24 protein-coding genes are annotated in these 21644 nt (G+C 54.9%); 17 read left to right on the top strand and 7 right to left on the bottom strand.

Annotated features, from left to right (window positions below; all coding sequences use genetic code 11):
- The first annotated feature begins 78 nt into the window (after positions 1 to 78).
- From PHC90_08055 to PHC90_08045, 3 genes are all read left to right on the top strand, one after another.
- Positions 79 to 474 carry a DUF948 domain-containing protein gene (locus tag PHC90_08055; protein MDD3846299.1) on the top strand — a complete coding sequence of 132 codons (396 nt, stop codon included), beginning with the start codon at positions 79 to 81 and terminating at the stop codon, positions 472 to 474.
- Between the two features lie 17 nt (positions 475 to 491).
- Positions 492 to 794 carry a YtxH domain-containing protein gene (locus PHC90_08050; GenBank protein ID MDD3846298.1) on the top strand — a complete coding sequence of 101 codons (303 nt, stop codon included), beginning with the start codon at positions 492 to 494 and terminating at the stop codon, positions 792 to 794.
- A gap of 80 nt (positions 795 to 874) precedes the next feature.
- Positions 875 to 1942, top strand: coding sequence for an AI-2E family transporter (locus tag PHC90_08045; GenBank protein ID MDD3846297.1), 1068 nt, complete (start codon positions 875 to 877; stop codon positions 1940 to 1942).
- Between the two features lie 96 nt (positions 1943 to 2038).
- Here the strand turns inward: PHC90_08045 and PHC90_08040 are convergent, their stop codons facing one another.
- Both PHC90_08040 and PHC90_08035 read right to left on the bottom strand, forming a co-directional pair.
- Positions 2039 to 2947 (bottom strand): HD-GYP domain-containing protein, encoded by a 909-nt coding sequence (locus tag PHC90_08040; protein ID MDD3846296.1) that lies wholly within the window; start codon positions 2945 to 2947, stop codon positions 2039 to 2041.
- Between the two features lie 114 nt (positions 2948 to 3061).
- Positions 3062 to 3733 (bottom strand): Crp/Fnr family transcriptional regulator, encoded by a 672-nt coding sequence (locus PHC90_08035; protein MDD3846295.1) that lies wholly within the window; start codon positions 3731 to 3733, stop codon positions 3062 to 3064.
- A 149-nt stretch (positions 3734 to 3882) separates the two neighbouring features.
- On the opposite strand from PHC90_08035, the gene purE reads away from it, so the two are divergent.
- From purE to PHC90_07995, 8 genes are all read left to right on the top strand, one after another.
- Positions 3883 to 4383, top strand: a complete 501-nt coding sequence (gene purE, locus PHC90_08030; protein MDD3846294.1) for a 5-(carboxyamino)imidazole ribonucleotide mutase — start codon at positions 3883 to 3885, stop codon at positions 4381 to 4383.
- A 30-nt stretch (positions 4384 to 4413) separates the two neighbouring features.
- Positions 4414 to 5391: a P1 family peptidase gene (locus tag PHC90_08025; protein ID MDD3846293.1), complete on the top strand. Its 978-nt coding sequence runs from the start codon at positions 4414 to 4416 to the stop codon at positions 5389 to 5391.
- Between the two features lie 72 nt (positions 5392 to 5463).
- Positions 5464 to 6198 carry an NAD-dependent deacylase gene (locus tag PHC90_08020; GenBank protein MDD3846292.1) on the top strand — a complete coding sequence of 245 codons (735 nt, stop codon included), beginning with the start codon at positions 5464 to 5466 and terminating at the stop codon, positions 6196 to 6198.
- Positions 6199 to 6211: 13 nt separating this feature from the next.
- The gene (locus PHC90_08015; GenBank protein ID MDD3846291.1) at positions 6212 to 7333 is read left to right on the top strand and encodes a mannose-1-phosphate guanylyltransferase; all 1122 of its coding nucleotides are present in this window, start codon (positions 6212 to 6214) and stop codon (positions 7331 to 7333) included.
- Between the two features lie 150 nt (positions 7334 to 7483).
- Positions 7484 to 9016, top strand: coding sequence for a YifB family Mg chelatase-like AAA ATPase (locus tag PHC90_08010; GenBank protein MDD3846290.1), 1533 nt, complete (start codon positions 7484 to 7486; stop codon positions 9014 to 9016).
- A gap of 147 nt (positions 9017 to 9163) precedes the next feature.
- A complete protein-coding gene (locus tag PHC90_08005) occupies positions 9164 to 10216 on the top strand; it encodes a DUF933 domain-containing protein (GenBank protein MDD3846289.1) in 1053 nt (350 codons plus the stop codon).
- A gap of 135 nt (positions 10217 to 10351) precedes the next feature.
- A complete protein-coding gene (locus PHC90_08000; protein ID MDD3846288.1) occupies positions 10352 to 10630 on the top strand; it encodes a TIGR04076 family protein in 279 nt (92 codons plus the stop codon).
- A 124-nt stretch (positions 10631 to 10754) separates the two neighbouring features.
- Positions 10755 to 11138: a polymer-forming cytoskeletal protein gene (locus PHC90_07995; protein MDD3846287.1), complete on the top strand. Its 384-nt coding sequence runs from the start codon at positions 10755 to 10757 to the stop codon at positions 11136 to 11138.
- Here the strand turns inward: PHC90_07995 and PHC90_07990 are convergent.
- On the bottom strand, positions 11135 to 11599 hold the full coding sequence (locus tag PHC90_07990; GenBank protein MDD3846286.1) for a (deoxy)nucleoside triphosphate pyrophosphohydrolase: 465 nt from the start codon (positions 11597 to 11599) through the stop codon (positions 11135 to 11137). The genes PHC90_07995 and PHC90_07990 overlap by 4 nt on opposite strands.
- Positions 11600 to 11862: 263 nt before the next feature.
- Here PHC90_07990 and PHC90_07985 point away from each other — a divergent pair, with 263 nt between their 5' ends.
- The gene (locus PHC90_07985; protein ID MDD3846285.1) at positions 11863 to 12447 is read left to right on the top strand and encodes a hypothetical protein; all 585 of its coding nucleotides are present in this window, start codon (positions 11863 to 11865) and stop codon (positions 12445 to 12447) included.
- A 111-nt stretch (positions 12448 to 12558) separates the two neighbouring features.
- Here PHC90_07985 and PHC90_07980 read toward each other — a convergent pair whose 3' ends face one another.
- On the bottom strand, positions 12559 to 13452 hold the full coding sequence (locus tag PHC90_07980) for a YihY/virulence factor BrkB family protein (GenBank protein ID MDD3846284.1): 894 nt from the start codon (positions 13450 to 13452) through the stop codon (positions 12559 to 12561).
- Between the two features lie 399 nt (positions 13453 to 13851).
- Here PHC90_07980 and PHC90_07975 point away from each other — a divergent pair, with 399 nt between their 5' ends.
- On the top strand, positions 13852 to 14190 hold the full coding sequence (locus PHC90_07975; GenBank protein ID MDD3846283.1) for a hypothetical protein: 339 nt from the start codon (positions 13852 to 13854) through the stop codon (positions 14188 to 14190).
- A 38-nt stretch (positions 14191 to 14228) separates the two neighbouring features.
- Here PHC90_07975 and PHC90_07970 read toward each other — a convergent pair whose 3' ends face one another.
- Positions 14229 to 14588 carry a helix-turn-helix domain-containing protein gene (locus tag PHC90_07970; protein MDD3846282.1) on the bottom strand — a complete coding sequence of 120 codons (360 nt, stop codon included), beginning with the start codon at positions 14586 to 14588 and terminating at the stop codon, positions 14229 to 14231.
- Between the two features lie 15 nt (positions 14589 to 14603).
- On the opposite strand from PHC90_07970, the gene PHC90_07965 reads away from it, so the two are divergent.
- The 3 genes from PHC90_07965 to ablB all read left to right on the top strand — a co-directional run bounded on the left by PHC90_07965 (position 14604) and on the right by ablB (position 17145).
- Complete coding sequence (locus tag PHC90_07965; protein MDD3846281.1) at positions 14604 to 14837, top strand: hypothetical protein; 234 nt, start codon at positions 14604 to 14606, stop codon at positions 14835 to 14837.
- 138 nt (positions 14838 to 14975) lie between these two features.
- Complete coding sequence (gene ablA / locus PHC90_07960; GenBank protein MDD3846280.1) at positions 14976 to 16289, top strand: lysine 2,3-aminomutase; 1314 nt, start codon at positions 14976 to 14978, stop codon at positions 16287 to 16289.
- On the top strand, positions 16282 to 17145 hold the full coding sequence (gene ablB, locus PHC90_07955; GenBank protein MDD3846279.1) for a putative beta-lysine N-acetyltransferase: 864 nt from the start codon (positions 16282 to 16284) through the stop codon (positions 17143 to 17145). The genes ablA and ablB overlap by 8 nt, the downstream gene beginning before the upstream one ends.
- Before the next feature lie 184 nt (positions 17146 to 17329).
- Here ablB and PHC90_07950 read toward each other — a convergent pair whose 3' ends face one another.
- On the bottom strand, positions 17330 to 19948 hold the full coding sequence (locus PHC90_07950) for a GNAT family N-acetyltransferase (protein MDD3846278.1): 2619 nt from the start codon (positions 19946 to 19948) through the stop codon (positions 17330 to 17332).
- Between the two features lie 711 nt (positions 19949 to 20659).
- Between PHC90_07950 and PHC90_07945 the strand changes: the two genes are divergently transcribed.
- A complete protein-coding gene (locus tag PHC90_07945) occupies positions 20660 to 21016 on the top strand; it encodes a hypothetical protein (GenBank protein ID MDD3846277.1) in 357 nt (118 codons plus the stop codon).
- 400 nt (positions 21017 to 21416) lie between these two features.
- Here PHC90_07945 and PHC90_07940 read toward each other — a convergent pair whose 3' ends face one another.
- Positions 21417 to 21617, bottom strand: a complete 201-nt coding sequence (locus tag PHC90_07940) for a cold-shock protein (protein MDD3846276.1) — start codon at positions 21615 to 21617, stop codon at positions 21417 to 21419.
- Between the last annotated feature and the right edge of the window lie 27 nt (positions 21618 to 21644).

Below are 21644 nucleotides of genomic sequence, written 5' to 3'. Positions count from 1 at the left end.
TGTAGTAAGTTCGTTCGCGGGACACAGTGCAGCGTCCACATTGGCGTCTGGGGTCAATCTTGGTGAGAAGGGGGTGTCATGAATAATATTTTTCTGGGTATCATTACTCTGGCGGTGGTGGTACTCGTCGTGTATGTTGTTCATATGATAATAACTCTCAAGAAAACGGTGGCATCACTGGACCGGTTCATCGCAACCACGGAGGAAACCCTCCGGCCTACGCTGGAGGAATTGCAGACGACCTTGCAAAGCGTCAGGAAGATCACCGATGACGTGGGCACGGTAACGGACGACGCTCGGTATGTCTCGGGTTCCGTGAGGCAAATCGGAGAGGCTATCAACGAGGTAAGTTTTGCAGTAAAAGATGCCGCCGCGGCGTCGGTCAATGAAACAAGGGGGCTGAAAGCCGGGATAAGAGCGGGTGTAACTTATTTTTTGAGGAATGCGTGCTCCAGAGGCAGGACGCAGCGATAAAAAAGAGGAGGTAGTGTATGGGACAGCAGGATAGCGGTTTCAGTGCAGGTACGGTTCTTCTTTCCTTCTTTCTTGGCGGGATAATAGGCGCCGGAGTGGCCCTTCTGACAACTCCGAAGACCGGGCAGGAAACGAGAAGGATCATCAAGGATTTGGCCGAGGATGCAAAGGATAAGGCTGAAGAATACGTGGGCCATGTAAAGGAAAAGGCGACGACCTTTGTCGATAAGGGCAAGGACTTCGTCGACAAGGAGAAGAACATAATCACGAGGGCCGTTGAGGCCGGTAAGGAAGCATACGAAAGAGAAAAACAGGGCTAAGACCACATTGACACTCTGACATTATTTCCTAAGGCTGTCTCCGGGAACGGGGGCAGCCTTAACCCTATTCAGGTGGACCCATGATGGAAAACAGGTTCTACAGTTTCGTTCTTATGTTCATCGTTGTCGTGCTCGGGTATCTTACATACGAGATCCTCAGCCCTTTTCTGTCCGCCATCATGTGGGGGATCGTGCTTTCCCTTATCTTCTACCCCCTGTACGCCTTTATCCTTAAGTACGTGAGGTACAGATCGCTTGCATCGATCCTGACGCTTCTGTCCATCTTTCTTATCCTCATCGGGCCTTTCTCCTATTTCGCCTATCTCCTCACCCAGGAGACGGTCGCCCTTGTGAACCGCATCCAGACAGGTGACGGCAACCTGCTCCAGGGTTTTCTCGCCCACCCCATCGTCAGCACGGTAGTTCAAAAGCTCATCGTCGTCCTCCGGACGACGGAAGCGGAATTCTACAAGACCGTGACTGACAGCATCGTGTACACGGCGAGAGAGTCGACGGGTCTCATAAAGGCAGGGTTCGGCAACATTGTCGTCGGCAGCGTCAATTTCATCTTCATGTTCCTGGCCATCTTCTTTTTTCTTGAGGACGGTCCATCATTCATTGAAAAGATGGGGAGTTTCATGCCCTTTTCCAGGAAACAGCGCACCCGGCTTCTCCGCCAGACAAAGGATATCGTCGTATCCACCATCTACGGGGGTGTGGTCGTCGCAATGTCCCAGGCGGTCATTGGCAGCATCGCCTTTGCCCTTCTCGGTATTCGCTCTCCCATGGTTTGGGGTCTCGCCATGTTTATCGCATCTTTTATTCCCGCGGTGGGAACCTTTATCGTTTGGGGCCCCATGGTCATCTATCTTTTCTTCCAGGCCCAGTATGTAAAAGGTATAATCCTCATTCTCGTCGGGGTGCTGGCCATAAGCTCCGTTGACAACATACTCAGGCCCCTCATCATCAAAGGCAAAATGAAAATGCCCACAGTGGCGATATTCTTTGCCATCCTTGGGGGCATCAAGTTCTTCGGTTTCATCGGGCTCATCCTTGGCCCTCTTGTCCTTGCCCTCTTCGTCTCCGTCTTCGATATATTCAGGTATTCCGAGGAAGAAAGGGGCAAGATGGAAGATGACACCCAGTGACCAGATTCAAATAACCAAATAGAAAAAATCAGGAGCCGATGGCTGCCCATGAGAAAAGTTCTTTCAATTGGTAGATTGGCTATTGGTCACTATTCTTTAATGGTTATTCTCTTCTCTGAAAAGGTCCTGTACGCGCCCCTTCAGGGTGTTCCTCAGGTGGTCTTCGTCTCCGAAATATATCTCCCGGTACAGGGCGTCGCCAAGCCCGCACAGACTATCGACTATCTCGGGGTCAAAGTGCGATCCTCTGCCCTTTCTCATCATATCCATGGCTTCATCGTAGCTCATGGCACCTTTGTATGGCCGGGCGCTGGTCAATGCGTCGAAGACGTCCGCCACTGCAAAGATCCGTGCGTTGATGGGGATATCATCTCCCTTCAGACCGGCCATGTACCCCGTGCCATTGAATTTCTCGTGGTGGTAGAGGACAACATCGAGACAGTCGTTAAGCCAGGAATAGCTGTTGACGATATCGGAACCATGCTGCACATGGCCTTTCATGATCTCGAATTCTCTGCCCGTTAAGTGCCCTTCCTTGAGGAGGATCGCGTCGCTGATGCCTATTTTGCCCACATCGTGGAGAAAAGACCCCTTGATGAGGCTTCTCGTGTGCTTCTCGTCATGACCCAGAGCGGCCGCCACGTGGAATGCATAAAGTGTAACGCGATAATTGTGAGCGCTTGTCCCGTGATCTCTTTTCGCGATGGCGCTCCCCAGGACCTCGAGTACTCCTATGTTTGCCTGGTGCAGCGCTTTCGAGGTATTTTCCAGAACACCTTTCTGTTCTCTAAGGTTCTCGATCAGTCTTTCGAGGTTTTCCTCACGGGCCTCAACCATCACCATCATCATCCCGAAGGCCTCGGCAAGCTCCGTTATCCCCGGGGGATATTTCCCGGATTTTGTAAGCTCGAATATCTCCCCGGCCGAGCGATAGTCCCCTCGCGAAACTTCTTTTGCGGCTCTGGCCAGATACTCCAGGAGCTGGTGCAGGTTGTCTTCGCTCAAAAGCTCTCCCATGGATTTGCCCGGGCATGCGGCGTCTTTCCTTCACGCCGAACATTCACGATCATTATCGTCCATGTGGGACCAAGTTTCAAGTTTCAGGAAAACTCTCCCCTGTCAGAGGCCCCGGGTACCGTCGGCCAGCGCCTCAAGGGCAGGGCGGTCGATTATGCTGATGCGGCGCCCCTGCATTTCGATGAGCCCCCGCCCGGCCATTTTCGTCATGATGCGCGACAAGGTCTCCGGTATGGTCCCGAGGAGGCTCGCCAGCTGGCCCTTAGATATTCCGAGCGAGACCTGGTGCGACCCTTCGCGCTGAGCCAGGAATACGAGATATGCGGCCAGCCTCTGGGGTACCTCCTTGAGGGAAAGGTCTTCCACGAGACGCGTGAAATACTTGAGCCTCTGGGAAAGAATGGCGAGCATGTTCATTATGATGGAAGGGTCGTCCACGGCAAGCTGTTTGAAGGCCTTTCTCGAAAAGAACATCACCTCGCTCTCGCGGATAGCCTCGGCATGGGCGGGAAAGGTGGTCTCCGAAAAGAGGGCCACCTCGGCAAAAGGCTCACCGGACTCGATGATGTGCAGTATCTGCTCTTTCCCCTCCATCGAAAGCTTATATATCTTCAGGCGGCCTGAAAGGAGAACATAAAAACCTTCCGCGGGAGAGCCCTCCGCGAAGATCGTCTCTCCCGCTGCGTACCGCCGCCGCGGAAAGGCACGGGCAAGATCATCGAGCTGTTTATCCGAAAGGCCCTTGAAAAGAGGGACCGTTGCCATAGCATCCATTTTTTTGCATTCCCTCCATATCAGTAGCATATTCGGCACGAAAAGGCAACATCGCGGTGCCTGACCTTACAAAACGCATGTATTCGAACACGAAAATGTGGTATTACTTACAGACCATGGTCACCAAACAATCCAGGCCTGGGGGGGGTATGCAAAAACCAAGGGTCTTGATCCTGCTCGGCAGTGACAGCGACATCAATGTCATCGAAGACGGTCTTGCCTTCCTGGCGAAAGCGGGGGTTTCCTATGTCATCGACATCTCCTCGGCCCACCGCGACCCTGACAAGACTGTCAGCTATGCAAGAAACGCCCGCAAAGAAGGGATCGAGGTCATCATTGCCGTTGCAGGGATGGCCGCCCACCTGCCGGGCGTCATCGCGTCCCACACGACCCTGCCTGTCATCGGTGTGCCGGCAAGCGGCGGCATCCTTAAGGGTAAGGATGCGCTCTACTCTATCGTGCAGATGCCCAAGGGCGTGCCCGTCGCGTCCGTCGGGATCGATGCAGGCAAGAACGCGGCCATACTAGCCTGCGAGATACTCTCCATCAAATATGACGCCATCGCAAAGGCGCTGACAAAACTCAAGAAGGACCTCAAACGGGAAAACGAGCAAAAATCCCTGAATATTCGGAAAAAGCTGGGTAATTGACAAAATCTCATCATTGAAAGGTGATACCTTATGTTCAATTCCATAACTGACATTCCGGGCATCAAGGTGGGACATGCCTCCGACTTCACGGGGCTGACGGGCTGTACCGTCATACTTTGCGAAGAAGGGGCGGTGGGCGGGATCGACGTGCGCGGGAGCGCTTCGGGAACTCGGCAGGTCGATGCCCTCAGTACAGGCCATATCGTGGAACGGGTGCACGCAATTCTATTGTGCGGAGGAAGCTCCTTTGGTCTCGACGCGGCGACGGGCGTGTCCCGTTACCTCGAGGAAAAGGGCGTGGGATTCGACGTGGGGATAACACACGTCCCCATTGTTCCCTCGGCCGTCATCTTCGATCTTCTCTTCGGCGACCACAAGGCCCGGCCGACGGCGCAGATGGGCTACGAAGCCTGTATCAACGCCAGCGAAGAGGTTCCTGAGGGAAGCGTCGGCGCAGGAACGGGTGCTGTCGTCGGCAAGCTTTTCGAAATGTCGAGGGCGATGAAGGGCGGATTGGGAACATGCAGCGTCGCTATGCCCGACGGCCTCAAGGTGGGCGCGCTGGTCGTCGTAAACGCCTTCGGCGACATCATCGACAACGTGACGGGCAAGATCATCGCCGGCCTGAGAAAGTCCGAGGACAGCCTCGAATTCGCCAATACGACGAGTTGCCTGAAGCAGGGCATCGTAAAGAAACAATTTGGCATCGTGAACACAACCCTGGGCGTCGTCGCCACGAACGCCGGGTTCTCAAAGAGGGACATCACCAAGGTATCGCAGATGGCCCAGGGGGGTCTCATCAAGACGATAAATCCCGTCCACACAACCTTTGACGGGGACCTCGTATTCGCCCTCGCAATGGGAGAGATCGAAGCGGACATAAACAAGGTCGGGGTGCTTGCCGAATTTGTTCTTTCCGAAGCCATCAAGAGGGCCATCAAAAAGGCCGATGGATTCGGGATGATTCCCGCCTTCAGGGACATCAATAAGGGCTGGAAGACGGGTTGACAGGGACGTGAAGCGTAAAGCGTGAGGCGTCGAACTCCTTACTCCTTACGGCCTTTAAGGTAGAGATTGGGAATGAAAGAATACAGCAAGATAGCCGATATCATCAAGGAGCGAAAATACGTCGTCGCTTTCACGGGCGCCGGGATATCCGTGGATGCCGGTATACCCGCTTTTCGCGGCGGTCAGGGTCTCTGGGAAAAGTACGATCCCATGGAATATGCCCAGATCGGGTCCTTCATGAACCAGCCCGAAAAAGTCTGGATCATGTTGCGGGAGATGGCGGGGGTGATATTCGCGTCGGCACCCTCCAGGGCGCACCGCGCGCTCGGCAGCCTCGAAGAGATGGGCTACCTGAAGGCGATCATCACCCAGAACGTGGACGGCCTTCACCAGGAAGCGGGCAACAAGAACGTCATCGAATACCACGGTAATCATCGATGGCTCGTGTGCATTAACTGCCGCACGCGGCTGCCCTTCACACCCGAGGCGACCGCCATCCATCCCTATCCGCGATGCGAGAGGTGCGGAAAGGCCTTGAAGCCCGACGTCGTCTTTTTCGGTGAAGGCATTCCTGTGGGGGAGATGGCACGGGCCAATGACGAGGCGAACAAGTGCAAGGTCATGTTCATCATAGGCACGTCGGGGGTGGTCTATCCCGCCGCCGACATACCCTATATGGCTAAGTCCAAAGGGGCGGCCATTGTGGAGATCAACCTCGAAGAAACACCCTTCACCTCGGCCATCACGGACTATTTCCTCAAGGGAACGGCCTCGGACATCCTACCCGAGATCCTGAGATTCCTTTGAGGTGGGTGGCGCTATGAGCGAAAAAACGAAGAGGGCGGGGAAGAGAGTTTCCCCGAAAAGCAGGGCCTTCGAGGACACCTATTTCGTCATAATGGCCGGCGGGAAGGGCGAGCGTTTCTGGCCGCTGAGCACCGAGCTTGTGCCCAAACCCTTCGTCAGCGTCACCGGGGAAGGAACGCTCATCGAACTGACCGTCGACAGGGCCAGAAGGATAGTCCCCCTCGAGCACATCTTCGTGGTTCTCGGTAAGGAACATCTTCCTGTAGCAAGAAAATGTCTTCCCCGATTGCCCCGCGAGAATTTCATCATCGAGCCCGCAGGCCGCGACACGGCTCCCTGTGTGGGGTTGTCCGCCATGATGCTCCACAGGCGCAACCCCGATGCCGTCATGGTAATCCTGCCTTCCGACCACTATGTCCCCGACGATGCCGCTTTCTCGCGATCCATCGAAGAGACGGTGAAGGCCGCCCGCCGCGGAAACCACCTTGTTACCATAGGTGTCGTTCCGGGACGGCCGGAAACGGGATACGGCTACATAAAGACCGGCAATAAGGTTTCGTCGGCACTCTGCGCCGATTGTTTCGAGGTGGCGCAATATGTGGAAAAGCCGAACCTTGCGAAGGCCCGCCGTTACATCAAGGAAGGCGGCTACTTCTGGAACGCCGGAATCTTCGTCTGGCGCGCGGAAGTGCTCCTTGAGGGATTGAAAAACCATATGCCGGACCTTCACTCGGGCCTCCTGAGATTCGAAAAGGCGCTCGCAGCGGGTAAAAATGACCTGGCAGACACCATATTCTCCCGCCTGCCGAGGGTATCCATCGACTACGGCCTGATGGAAAAGGCGCGGAACGTCCTCATGATGCCCGCCCCCTTCACGTGGGATGATGTCGGCACCTGGACCTCCTTGCTGCGCGTGCTCCCCACAGACCAGAGCGGCAACGTCGTCCGCGGAAAGACCCTCGCCCTCGACACCAGCAGCTGCGTCATCATCACCGACAACACCCCCGTCGCCACCCTGGGCGTCTCGGGCCTCGTCATAGTCGCCTCAAGAAACGGCATCCTCGTCTGCGACGCCTCCAAGGCACAGGAAGTCCGAGAGATAGCGAAGACGTTATCAAAGAAAGGCAGCGGGTAATAAAGTGATGGGAAAGGCAAGACCCCATGACCTTATCGCCCATCGCCTGTCTTCTCCCCCCCCATTTTTTCGACACATAATCTCATCCCGAAAGTAATAGACCATAAATGGCACTTTCGTGCCTGCAAGAAGAAAAGGGGAGGAACATCTTTGATAGCGCGGATTCCTACGGCAACCGTTTATGGTATCAATGGAATAAAGATCGATGTGGAGGTGGACATTACCTATGGCTTGCCGGCATTCAACATCGTCGGCTTGCCGGAGGCCTCCGTAAAGGAGAGCAAGGAACGGGTCAGGTCAGCCATCAAAAATGCCGGGTTCGAGTTTCCCGGGGACCGCATTACCATCAATCTCGCGCCCGCCGATGTCCGCAAGGAAGGTTCATCCTTCGACCTGCCTATCGCTGTTGGCATCCTCGCCGCCATGGGGGCCCTGAAGAAAGACTCCCTGGAAGGTCATCTCATAGCGGGAGAGCTCTCTCTCGATGGCTCCGTAAAACCGGTTCGGGGCATCCTGCCCGTGGCATTGCTGACCCGAGAGGAGGGCATAGGCACCATCGTCGTTCCCCTCGGAAACGGCAGGGAGGCTTCCATCGTGCGGGACATAACCGTTCTCGCAGCCGACCATCTCCTTCAGATATTCCATTACTTCAAAGGGGAAGGTGAACTTGTCCCCTTTGTGGGAGACAGTCATCCCGGGCCGGGTACCGCGGCACGGGATGATGCGGATTTTTCCGATATCAGCGGCCAGGCTCAGGCAAAGAGGGCCCTCGAGATCGCCGCGGCGGGGGGGCATAATATCATTATGGTGGGGCCTCCCGGTTCGGGCAAGACGATGCTTTCCCGTTGTCTCCCCACCATCATGCCGAACCTTGCTTATGCCGAGGCGGTGGAGACAACCAAGATCCACAGCATTGCCGGCTTTCTCGGCGCCGACCGCGCCCTCATCATGAAGCGGCCGTTCCGCTCGCCTCATCACAGCATATCCGACGCCGGCCTCATCGGCGGAGGCCACGTCCCGAGACCCGGCGAGGTAAGCCTTGCTCACAACGGCGTCCTCTTCCTCGATGAATTCCCGGAATTCCGCCGTCACGTCCTCGACGCCCTGCGCCAGCCGCTCGAAGACGGCGATGTTACCATATCCAGGGTGAATCATGCCGTCACCTTTCCGGCCAGATTCATGCTCGTTGCCGCCATGAATCCCTGCCCCTGCGGCTACCTCGGTGACCCAAAACGGGCCTGCACGTGCACGGGCCCCCAGATCTACAAATACCGCTCACGCATCTCCGGCCCGCTCCTCGACAGGATCGATATCCACATCGAGGTGCCTCCCGTGAAGATCAGCGAGCTTGCCCTTGACCGCCGCGAAGAACCATCGACCGCGATAAGGGAGAGGGTTTCCCGGTCCCGGGCGATACAGCGCGAACGATACACGGGAAAGAGTTTCCATGCGAACGCACAGATGCCCGCGCGAGCCATCAGGAAATATTGCCCCCTTGAGGGCGCAGCCCAGGCAATGCTGGAAGCGGCCGTCGATAAGTGGGCCCTATCCCCCCGGGCCTATCACCGCATCCTCAAGGTCGCCCGAACGATAGCCGATGTCGACACGACCGAAGCGATCACGGAAACCCACATAGCGGAAGCTATCAGGTATCGCGCGCTCGACAAGAGACCAACAATGTAGACAATCTTTTCTTTTCTTGCCGGTTACGGTATACTGATGACCCAGGGCAGCATTACGGGCGTTCAGGTCAGCGCTGCAAATCCCAAACGAGAGAGCTGATGGTTCCACCGCGATGTCTTCCTGAAACATGATACAGGGGAGAACAGGATGTATATTTCCGTCATTGGTCCGGCACGTTCCGGAAAGAGTACGCTTTTCCAGGCCCTCAGCGGCGTGGAAAGCGCCAGGGGATTCTCTGACGGAGACAACATCATCTCCATCGATGTCCCCGACGTGCGCGTCGATGAGCTGACAGGGATCTTCAAGCCGAAGAAAAGCACCTACGCCCGCATAGAACTCGCCGATACCGTGGCCATATCGGAAGGCAACGTCAAGGATTCCACCATCAATGCGAAAACGCTCCAGAAGATGCGCATGAGCGACGCCTTCATCCTGACCCTGAACAATTTCGAGGGAGCGGCGGCGGCTGAGCTTGAGAAGGAGTTTCACGGCATAGTCAGCGAATTCATCCTTGCCGACATGATCCAGATAGAAGGGCGCATCGAGCGCATCAAGAAACAGGCCGGGAAAAAGGACAACACGGCGCTTCTCCTGGAAGAGGAGCTTCTGGAACGTTGCCTCGTCCACGTGGGCGAAGGGAAACCCCTCAAGGCCCTTGAGCTTTCCCTCAATGACGAGAAGGCTCTCAGGGGTTTCAGGTTTCTCTCCCAGAAGTCCATGATGATCGCCGTAAACTCCTCCGAGGACAGGGTCGGCGCCCTGTCAAAAGGGCAGGGGTCTATCGCGGATATCGAGGGCTGCCCGGTGATATATGTTTGCGCCAGCCTGGAGTGCGAACTGGCGATGATGGGAGACGAGGAGCGAGCGGCCTTCATGGAAGAGTTTGCCGTCGAAGAATCCATAAGGGACCGCATGATACGCCTTGCCTTCGACACATTGGGGCTCATCTCTTTCCTCACCGTGGGCGACGATGAATGCCGTGCATGGCCCATAAGGAAAGGCATGAACGCGCAGGAGGCCGCTGGGGCGATCCACACCGACCTTTCCGCCCGCTTCATTCGGGCCGAAACCGTCTCCTACTCGGACTTCATGAAGTTCGGCAGCATGGCCGAATGCAAGAAAGCCGGCGTATGGCGCCTCGAAGGCAAGACATACATCGTTGAGGACGGCGACATCATCTCGATACGGGCCGGAGCCTGACGTTCCTAAAATGACCAAATTACAGTAAAAGGGCGGGCCCCACATGTTGCACATTCGCACAATACATGTATGATAGGTTATAGGTGTTCGAATGGGATAAAGCAGCGTATACTCTGAAGAAGGAGGTCAGCTAATATGGCACAGGATCCCGGTATCGGGTACAAGATCACGGCAACCGTTGTCGAGACCAAGGGAAGTTGCAGCGCCGGCCATGAAGCAGGCAACACCTTTGAGCTGAGCTGCCACAATCCCGGCGGGTTATGCGGTTTTTTCTACCACAGCATCTTCCCCGATCTCGAGACATTCCAGTTCGGAGGAAGCCTCCCCTGGTGGGATGGCGACAAGATAGAAGTCCAATGCCCTGACGTCGCCAACATGGTGACCCTGGAACTGGAGAGAAAGAAAAGGGTGTGAACAAGAAAGGGGCGCCGATTAATTTTCCTTTTAACGGCGACATCTGCTAAGATATATCCTCAGAGAAAAACTTTCCCGCACCAAAGGGAAACAGAGCATAAAACAATACGGTCTGAAAGAGGAAATGATGGCGTACACAGCTTCCACTGCTTCAACAAAGGATGAAAAGGCTGGAACGGTCTTTGCCGATGATCTCGAGATCCAGGGTACCGTAAAGTTCAAGGGTTCTCTCATGATCGAAGGCGTCTTCAACGGTGAGATCCTGTCCGAAGGTCTCCTGATGGTGGGGCCGTCGGCAAAGGTCACGGCCACCATACGGACAAAGTCCCTCATATCCCGCGGCGAGATCCACGGTGACGTCTATGCGGACGAACAGGTCGTATTGCAGGAGACAGCCATTCACAACGGCAACATAACCTCGCCCGGCATCGTCATAGAAAGAGGATCGAGCTTTAACGGTTCCTGCTCAATGAAAAGGGGTGACACGGGAACTTCCGGCAGCCTTTAAGGCGGCGGATCGTCCACTTCGACGGCGCGACAGGAGCCAGGCGATACCGCTTCGCTATCGGTCCGCCTGATCAGCTTTTCCACGATAGGTTTGTCCGCCTCGGGGAAATCGTAGTCGGCCAGGTCGGTCGGCCTTACCCATCGCAGTTCTTCATGGTCGTTCAAGCTGAAAGTCCCGGACAACAAGGTCACTTTGTAGGCCAGCAGCTTAACGGTCCAGTCAGGGGCGTAGCTGACTGTGCTGCAGCAGAAAAGGTTGCCCACTGCAACCTCTATGTCAAGTTCTTCCTGGAGCTCCCGCTTCAGACACTCCTCCGGCGTCTCGCCCTCTTCAAGTGTGCCGCCCGGAAACTCCCAGTTTCCGGCAAAACGTTTCCCCCGCTTGCGTTTGCCGATCAGGATAAGCCCACCCTTCTCGATCACCGCTGCCGAGACTATTTGAGGACGCTGTTTTCCTGTCACATCCCGCCTCGTTCTGTTGCGTGCAGGCGCGGCCCTGCCCTTTTGCCGATACTGCCCGGTCCCAACACCGTGCTGCGCCAGGAACGGATGCCTTTATGTGCCGCAGGAGACAAATTCGCCATGAAGTCACAATATCATGAGAAATGGATCAAATACAAACGACACCATCGATCCAATGCCCTGCGGTATGTCGCTGACAAGTGATCGTTGGTATGCTATAAAACAAGCAGTGCAGTTAAATAATCGAGCTGAGGAGGGAACACATGGAAGAGCGGGAAATCACTGAACGGGTCTGTTCGCTTTTTGAGGAAACGGTACCAATCTTAAACAATATATACAAGGGCTTCGTGACCCACAAGCTCAACCTTCTCAAGGAGAGCAGGGCAAAATTCAGGGAATCTCTCAAGGAGAGGCTTCCCGGAATAGAAAAGCTCGTTGAAGGTAAGGACAAGAACGCGGCCGAACAGAGGTTTGTGGTTGCGCTTCCCCATCTCCAGCGCATTGCGTTGGCTCTCGACAGTCTTCTCGACAAAATGGAAATAAAGGTCGAATCCAACGTGCTCTTCACCGACAAAGCCCTTGCGGAGATAAAGCAGCTCATGGTGGCTGTCGGCGCGGAATTTACCGATGTAAAGGATTATTGCTTCACCAAGAACCCGGTGCTGAAGAAACAGATAGAGGCTGACATGGAGAAGGTCACGAAGATGATAGACGAATTCGACATGGTCCATCAGAACCGGTTGATCACCGGCGTATGCATGCCCCAGGCTTCATACCTCTATATCGACATGACCGACTCCCTGAAGAGGATGGCAAGAGAACTGGGTGCTTTCGCTCAGAAGGCCTAAACCTCACGGGGAAAACCTTTCGGGGGTCACTGAGATCATGAACTGCGGTATCGCGGATCAACCACCCGGTTGGTCCGCGTATCGATGTCCGTTGACACGGCCATCAACGTTTCAGGGCGGTCCCTTCCCCGATTCCGCCTGTCTTCGATCTTGTTCCAGAAGATAGAGCAACTCCCCTCCGACAAGAAAGATGGTCGCAGAATAGTAGATCCACAGAACGAAAACGGCGACGGCGGTGAGCGAACCATAGAAAAGGGAATACTGGGCCAAATTGGCAACATACCAGGCGAAAACATGCTTCGCCAGCTCCCAGAGTACGCTGGTAAACAGACCAACCTTAAGGGTGGATCTAAAGTATACCGTTTTGTTCGGAATAACCTTGTAAACCAGACAGAACACAGCATAGGTCAGCAAGAAGGGGAGCAGGTATTTCAGCGTCCATTGGATCGCGGGCCCCGCGACCGCGAGGATCCTCCCTTGATAACCCTGGAGAACGGTGAAAACAGAACTCAGGACCATGTTCAGAAGGAACAGGGTTCCCACGGCGCCGACCATCAAAAGATCAACACCCAGCGCCCGTATGATATTTCGAGGTTTTCCTGCCCGAAACACGATGTTGAGAGCTATCCGAATGGACGTGAAGACCCACGTTGAAAACCAGATCAATCCCCCAAACCCGAGAATCCCTATGGCCTGACGTCTTTGGATGACATCCATGAGGTTGCTCATGATCCTGGGATCCATTGTCGGCGCCACATTCCTCAAATAGGCACGCACATGGTCGAGCACGTCCTGGTCATTGTAGAGATAGGTTCCAACAACTGCCAGCAGAAGAATAATAAACGGGATCAGGGTGATGAGGATATTGAAGGTGATCCCCGAAGACAGGAAAAAACCGTTGTCCCCATAGAATTTTACCAGGGCCTGCCAGAGCAGACCCAGGCCCCTGCGCATCCTTGTGAAAGGCCTGAGCCTCATCGCATACCTTCGCATCATTGCATCCACATTTCCCAACAGGTTCCCCCGATCAGTCCTGAATAATATATTACCAGTTTTCCCCTGAACGACAAGAGCTTACTCGGGGCCAGGACATTCGTGGCGAATATGGTGACACACCGGCGGACATCAAGGCAGTCTCCCATGCCGCAGGCTATCCTCCCCTTATCGGGAAACCCCGTGAGAAACCTGTGGGCCTCCGGGTACGCCAACCGCGCAGTCAGCCATGATCCATGCAGGCTCAAGAGTTCGTTAGTGTTATCTCGCTCAGAAAGGAGTATACTATAGATACTGTCGATCTCACCTTCTTTGTCACGCAGCTATATGGGATCGGCTGATACGGAATACAATCGCACATCGCCTTTTGATTCCTTACAGATTTACAGCGAAGCAACGTAAAAGGAGTAAATGATGACAAGCATTGCGGAGTTCATCAAGGCAAGGGAAAGCATCGAGGAGCTGGCCACGCAGATCACCCTCCTCGTCGAGCGCAAGGCAGTCAAGGATTCAAGAAAGTATCTCGATAATGCAAATCGCCAGTTGGAGGTACTCAGGACCATGGTCGCCAACGATACGCAGGTAATCGTTGACAGCCGTCTCTCTGCGCAGCTTGCAGGCCTCGGCGCGAAGGTTCAGAAAATGGAAGCTAAAGTGCCCGTCAGAAAGAGGGCGGTGAAGAAGTCGGAAGCACCGGTTAAGCCGGACATGGCAGAAGCACCGCAATTAGTGGTATTCGATCGCTCCTAACGTCAAACCGGGGTCAGGTCAATCATACATCTGCGGCCTCAAGCCCTCTTCAACGCCCGGCTCACTGTAGAATAGTGGACATTGAGATGCCCGGCTATCTCTTTCAGGGTGCAGCCGCAGGCCGCGGCCCTGGCGACGGCCTTGTCCCTTTCCGATCTGTCATTACGGCATCCTTCGGCAAGGAATATCTCCCCCTTCAGGTTCTTCCGGAGCGATTCGCGGGTAATGCCCTCCTTGACAAAAAGCGCGTAGAGTTTCTGCGCCCTCTTCTTTTCGGTGCCAAACTGCCTCAGGATCCAGCCTGCTGAAAGGAAGGGCGGAGCATTGTCGATACCGCCCGTGGGGCGGTAGCTGCTCCATGTCCGGTTCTTCGGATCCTCCACCATATTGGCGCGCACGGGGTCCAAGACGACATGCCTGACGAGCTCAAGGCCATGCCTTCCGGCGAAGGCGTGGCCTGTCCTGTTGTGCCTCTAGTTGGACTTCTGGGTACAAAAACCATTCAACTGCCTCATGCCCTCGGAGAGGTTCCCCCCGGGCGTCTCGATGACGTCGGAAAAGACTCTCCCGTCATTATCATTCCTGAATTTTTTCCGCTTTGTATTCCCGCGGGAGGCAACATGATAGAGGTCACCGGGATACTCTAAACGTAAACTGTTTTACAGAACAGTAGACCATTATGAGGTATAAACAGAAACGCAACAAATCCGATAACCTGGTTTCGGAGGCTGGAAGAATACGAAGCGTGCCTCGGAAGGCGGTAATTTAAGCTAAAGGAGGAGACGATGCACTTGACCCGAGCCCAGAATCAGACAGCGCCAACAATGGAAGAGTCGGTGCGGCCCTTTCTCTGGAATGATTGGAGATGGCAGATCCGAAATTCAGTTCGCGACCTGGAAACCTTCGAAAAACTTCTTGGGGTTGAGTTTAATGACAGTCAGCGAGAACAGTATGAGGACACCGTCGGTCGCTTTCCCATGTCCATAACACCGTACTATCTTTCGCTCATTGACGTGGAGAATCTGGAGCATGACCCGATCTTCAAGCAGAGCTTTCCTTCTGTGCTGGAAATGGATGTTTCTCCCCACGACATGATCGATCCCCTTCATGAAGATGAGGACAGTCCTGTCCCGGGCATTACCCACCGGTATCCCGACAGGGTGTTGTTCCTCGTGAGCAATACCTGCGCCATGTACTGCCGCCATTGCACGCGAAAGCGCCGTGTCGGCGACCGCGACAATATTCCCGACCGCGACCAGATACAGGCGGGAATCGACTACATCAGGGAAACTCCGCAAGTCCGGGATGTGCTGCTCAGCGGAGGCGATCCCTTCCTGCTGTCCGATGATTATCTCGATTGGATTCTCACTGAACTGGACACCATAGATCACGTGGAGATCGTCCGCATCGGAACACGTACGCCGGTTGTGCTTCCTTACCGCATAACAGACAACCTGGTGACCATGCTCAAGAGACATCACCCCATCTGGGTCAATACACATTTCAACCATCCCCGTGAGTTGACCGACTCTTCCCGAGAGGCTCTCGCCAGGCTTGCCGATGCGGGTATGCCCCTGGGCAACCAATCCGTGCTCCTGGCGGGCGTCAATGATTGTCCGCGCATCATGAAGTCGTTGGTCCATAAACTGGTGGCCAACCGTGTCCGGCCCTACTACCTCTATCAGTGCGACCTGTCTGAGGGATTAAGTCATTTTCGCACACCCGTGGGCAAGGGAATCGAGATCGTGGAGAGCCTGATCGGGCATACCAGCGGGTTGTGCGTACCCACCTATGTGATCGATGCGCCCGCAGGCGGCGGAAAGATCCCCGTCATGCCGCACTATCTTATCTCCTGGTCTACAAACAAAGTTGTCCTCAGAAACTATGAGGGCGTCATCACGACGTACAAGGAACCGGATTCGTACGAACCCGTCTTCTGCGACCGGAACTGCGTGAAGTGCGACCTCCAGCTGGAACTCGATGACAGGAAGGAACAGGAGAGTATCGGGGTTGAGGGGCTTCTCGCTGACTACGATGAAACGATTTCGCTCGTTCCCACAGACAATGCGAGGCATGGCAGAAGACCGGCCGATGATTGAGAAGCCGGCCGACAAGCTGGAGTACTTCGAAGGTTGCCTCATCCAGCACGGTCCCTCAAATGACCGCATCTACCTCATGAAACTCGGTGCCTCCGATCCCGAAAGAGCGGCCGTCAGCCTGATTGCGAAGGCAATGGATAATGGTTATTCGAAGATCTTTGCAAAAGTGCCTGACTCCACGAAAAACGCTTTTCTTGATCACGGTTTTCAGGTGGAAGCCCGTATTCCCGGGTTCTACAATGGATCTGCGGGCGCGAGTTTCCTTGGATTTTATCTGGCCGAAAAACGAGCCGTTGAGGAAAACCGCATCGCATTGAACGGTTTGCTTGACCTTTGTCTGAAGCATTCCGCGTCACCCGTAACCAGCCTGCCCGATGGCTTCTTCCTGCGCAAATGTTCTCAAGACGACGCCGACCGGATGGCCGGGATATATTCGATCGTCTTTCCCACCTACCCGTTCCCCATAGATGACCCCTCTTATCTGCGCGAGACAATGGAGGCGCACGTTCGTTATTTCGGTATTGAGGCGTTCGGAACGCTCATTGCCCTGTCGTCCGCGGAAATGGACGAAGAGGGTGAAAATGCGGAGATGACCGATTTCGCCACCCTCCCCGACTGGAGGGGGTATGGCCTGTCGATCCACCTTCTCCGGGCCATGGAGGACGCCATGCGCGCCGAAGGAATGAAGACGGCGTACACCATAGCCAGATCGTTGTCCCCGGGAATGAACCTCACCTTTGCCAGATCGGGTTACCGGTACGGTGGAAGAATGCTAAACAACACCAACATATCGGGGCGGATAGAGAGCATGAACGTGTGGTACAAGCCACTGGGTGAATCCACAACCGTTTCATGACGCAGCCCTTCGGACAGGGTCGCGTGACACCTCCCCTGGTATTCCAGAAGAAAACCCGCTGTGAAACCGCTGATCTGTCTGATAATTCATGAGGCCGCTGGCCATGCAGGGACTGCATCATGCGAAATGCAGTACTGCAGGGCTTGACCCCATGAGGAGGAGTGGTGACGGGTCGCTTTTTATGTCAGGCCTTGAGGGACAGGGTAACCCTTGACAGTCCGTCGGGCTCCTGCTCCACTTTGAATCCCAGCTTTCTGCAAAGGGTAAGCATCTTTTCATTCTCCGTCAAAACAAGACCATAGATCTCGTCCAATTGTTTCTCCTGAGCTATGCCGATCAGGATATCGATCAGTTTTGCGCCCAACCCCATTCTCTGAAAATCGTCATGTATAAGGATGGCAAACTGACCTTTTCTCGTACCGGGTTCGCTAATGAGCCTGTTTCCACCGATCATTCTCTTCTTCCCATCTTGTTGGATCTCCGCGATGATCGCTATTTCGCGGTCATAATCAGTATTGCAGGAACGGATCAACAGGTCGCGGGTTATCTCCCGAACACTGAAGAACCTGACCCGCAAAGACTCCTCGGACAGCGTATCGAGCATCTCGCGGCTCATGGGTTCATCTTCGGGACGAATGGGTCTCAGGAGCGCCTCGGTTCCATCGGGAAGTCTCCAGGTTGTTATGTAGCGTAACGGATAGGGCGTTATCACGAGGTGGGGATACACGGAAGAGCGATCGTTCATCTGGCATGGAACGATCTTCACATCTCCGGCCAGTACGTCCGATTGCCGGACCCACAGGACAAGGTCCGCGCTCTCAATTTCCGGGAAATCTACCACCAGATCCGAAAAGCCGAGGAGAACGTCCTCAAGTCTCTTCAAGGCCTGCCGCCCCGCATCGGTATCTTTTAGCTGGGGATAGATCGCTATCCCTTCAAGGAGACGTCTGGCGAGGACCTGATTAAGGGGGGGCAGGCCTATGCAAACATCGTCCTGAGCCCCCGAACCGGGGCTCAGGACCACAATGCTGCGAAACTCGGGGTCTCTTCTCAGTTCGAGCTTCACTTTGTGGCTGCCGGGTGCCGCCGGCTTCTGCAAAATGATCTCGACATCCCGCCCGCGATCAGTGTCGTGCAGGAAGAGCCTGCGTCTCGCCTCTTCGCAAGCTTCTCTGGCCTCCCGCTCGTCGTTCAGCAGGACCGGCTTATCCTCTCTGCCCTCACCAGGATGCCGTAATTTGAGCAATAAGGGGAACCCCACATCGAGAACCTTGCCGAGGCTATCGATATCAGTCAATACCGTTGTTCTTGTCGTAGAGATCTGATAGTTGGCAAGCAGGTCAAGGGAATGACTGGCGCTCAACCAATGCTGCCGAGCCCGGGCAGCGTTCCGCACTGTCGCCTTCACGTAATTCTTGAGGGGCGCCCCGGTCTGTCCTCTTTCGGCAGGTGTTTCGTAGAGCAGATCGATGTTCCTTCGATAGCTGTACATGTAAAGGTACGTCTTTACCGCCTCTTCCGGAGTCGCATACGCGGGTACGTTGCTCTGGAGCAGGATGCGGCGCCCCTCGGCGGCGCGCTCGCCCCCCATCCAGACCGCCACAATCGATTTTGCCGTCTTGCGGGACGCTTCTATAAGCGCTCTGGCAAGCTCGATCGCGTCGGCGACGGCCCGCGGCGCATACGCCACGAGTATACCGTCCACCCCGTCATCGTCGAGACAGACCGCGACTGTGTCCATGTAGCGCGCGAGGTCCGCGTCCGCTACGATGTCGATGGGATTGTTCCGGCTCCATTGTTCCGGTAGAAAGGAGTCGAGCTCCTTTGCGCTTTCGTCAGAAAGGCAGGCAAGCTCGCCCCCGAATTCAGCGAGTGTATCGCTGGCGATTATTCCCACGCTTCCCGTATTCGTGATTATCGCAAGTTTCGGTCCCCTGGGCAGGTGGCGGGAGTCGAGAACTTCTGCCATGTTGAAAAGGTCCGAGACTTCCCTGACCCTCACTACCCCGACCCTCTTGAAAACGGCATCATATACCCGGTCGTTCCCCGTCCGTCCGCCGGTATGCGCGGCAATGGCTTGAGCGCTGCCTTTCCAGCGACCGGGCTTGAGCACGATCAGGGGCTTCGTCATGGCGAATCCGCGAGCAGCGCTGATAAAGCCTCTCGCGTCCCCCACATACTCCATGTAGATCAGGATGCTCTTCGTCCAATAGTCCTGACTGAGAAAATCTATGAAGTCGCCGAACCCGACGTCTATCATCGAGCCCAAGGACACGAAGGCGCTGAAACCGATGCCCATCGCGCCGCCCCAGTCGAGTATCGCATCGCCCAGTGCCCCGCTCTGCGATATGATGGCTATTTGGCCAGGCTTGGGATCTGTCGAAAGAAATGTGCAATTGAGGCCGATATGGGGCAGGATGACGCCCAGACAGTTGGGACCGATAATTCTCAACCCGTACTTATTCCGTATATCGACGAGCTCCCTCTCAAGTCCTTTTCCTTCCGGGCCAGCCTCTCCGAAACCTGCCGAAAGGATGATAGCCCCCGCCACCCCCGCATCTCCACACTCCCTTACAATGGCGGGAACGGTATGCGCCGGGGTAACGATGACGGCAAGGTCTACCCGTGAGGGGATATCCCCGACGGACGGAAAAGATGGAATTCCGAGAACGCTTTTTCTGTTGGGGTTTACAGCATACAAGGTGCGGTTCGTTGCCGGCAGAAGGTTCATGAGGACGGCTTTGCCCATGGAACCCTCTCGTTCAGTTGCCCCGATGAGGGCTACCGACTGCGGATTCAACATTTTTGCGAGACCGCCCATGTTCTTCCTTTGCCTTTCGGGAAAATAAATATTGCGCCTAATACTATCACTTAGCTCCCGGCACAGTAAAGATGAATGGAACCCAATCCATCACCCTGGGGTCGCCTATGAGTTTCCCACCAGTATTTGACAGGGGAAATATGCAACAACATTATTGCCTTCAGCGCCATCAACGAAAATCCAAGCTCTAACCAGACAATTCCGCGTACTCGCCGCGCTTGTCCTGGTTTTTACCTTATACCGCATTTCTTCCTGCACCAATCGTTTATCGTAAGGTTCGATCCCACCCCTTCTTTCTTTCGTCAATGCCCTATCCAGTACGTCAGCCTGCGCGGCGAGGACATCAGTGGTCTGGTTGCGCAGGCCCCCTATATTTTCCGGCCTGTTCTGAGCCGTCGGCTGAGGGTGAAACAAGGCGAAAAGCTGGCCCGGGAAAGAGTATGCGGTCTCCGGCAACCGTCAACGAGATCGGAGAAAACGATAGAATGTGAAAATGTGAAGGGCATCCCCAAAGTTCACTCAGGAAGAGGAATGGTTTCTCTATTGCATATCGATAAGATTTTTTGGAAAATGGATAGGGGGCACGGGGTAGGGAATTATGTTTGGAGATGACTTCAGCGGCCAATCGCGAAGGGTTTCAGGATGCGGTCAGCCAGAGGTAGAGATGGTGCGGTAGAGGAGGGGTACGTCAATATGAATGATCACGGTTTCGTCCGGGCATTTGTAATGGAAGGACTGATCGGCATAGCCATCATCGCTATCATTGCCGCCATCGCTATTCCAATATATGTGGATTATAGAAATCGCGACCTCAATCAAGAAGCCGAAGCCCACGCCCATAAGGCATATGAAGCGTCGCAGGCCTATTTCCGCATTAACCCGAAGGCACCGGTGAACCTGGAGGATATCTCGCGACATGGTTATCAAAGCTCCCCCGACATTATATTGATCATCAGCGGGAACAAAGAAAGTCTTTTCATAAAAGCAAACCATGTGAAGAGCAGTAAAGCGTATCGGATAGACGCGAAAGGGGAGTTGTCCACCGACTGAACATAGGGGAGGCTTTCCGCCAGGGACATCCCCGTTACCGAAACAGCAAGACTCGCGGGTCTATAGCGGGTTCATTGGGGTCACCCGTGAGCCTGCAGTCTCATAACCAACGATCAGCTATGCTGATAACATAACGTTTGGACACGTGCAGGTACAAAAATTTCCGCAAGGCGCAGGAAGCGCCTCTGGCGCTCCGCCCCCACCTGTATCCGCAATAAGCATCGAGCGAGCCGAAAGCGCGTAACGGGTGTGATCCGGAGCGTGGCTGCCCGGAGACAAGACCCCGCGCGGACCTCCCGTAACGAGAACAGGCAAATGGTTTCGGCCCCTTGAGGGGACTTAAAAAAACCAGGCCCCCCTGGGTGGGGGGCCTTTGAGTGGAGGATGAAGTTTTTAGGTTTTAGAGCTTGCGGACGTTTTCTGCCGCCGGGCCCTTGGGGCCCTCTACGACTTCGAAGCTGACCCGGTCGCCCTCAGCCAGTGATTTGTAGCCTTCTCCCTGAATCGCGGAATGGTGGACGAATACGTCCTTCCCGCCGTCTTGCTCGATAAAGCCGAATCCCTTTGAATCATTGAACCACTTCACTTTTCCTTCTGGCATCTTTTCTCCTCATGTTTCTGACACTTT

Source organism: Syntrophorhabdaceae bacterium (assembly GCA_028698615.1).
GTDB lineage: Bacteria > Desulfobacterota > Syntrophorhabdia > Syntrophorhabdales > Syntrophorhabdaceae > Delta-02.
The sequence above is the reverse complement of the archived record's forward strand: the minus strand, read 5'-3'. Positions and strand labels throughout refer to the sequence as shown.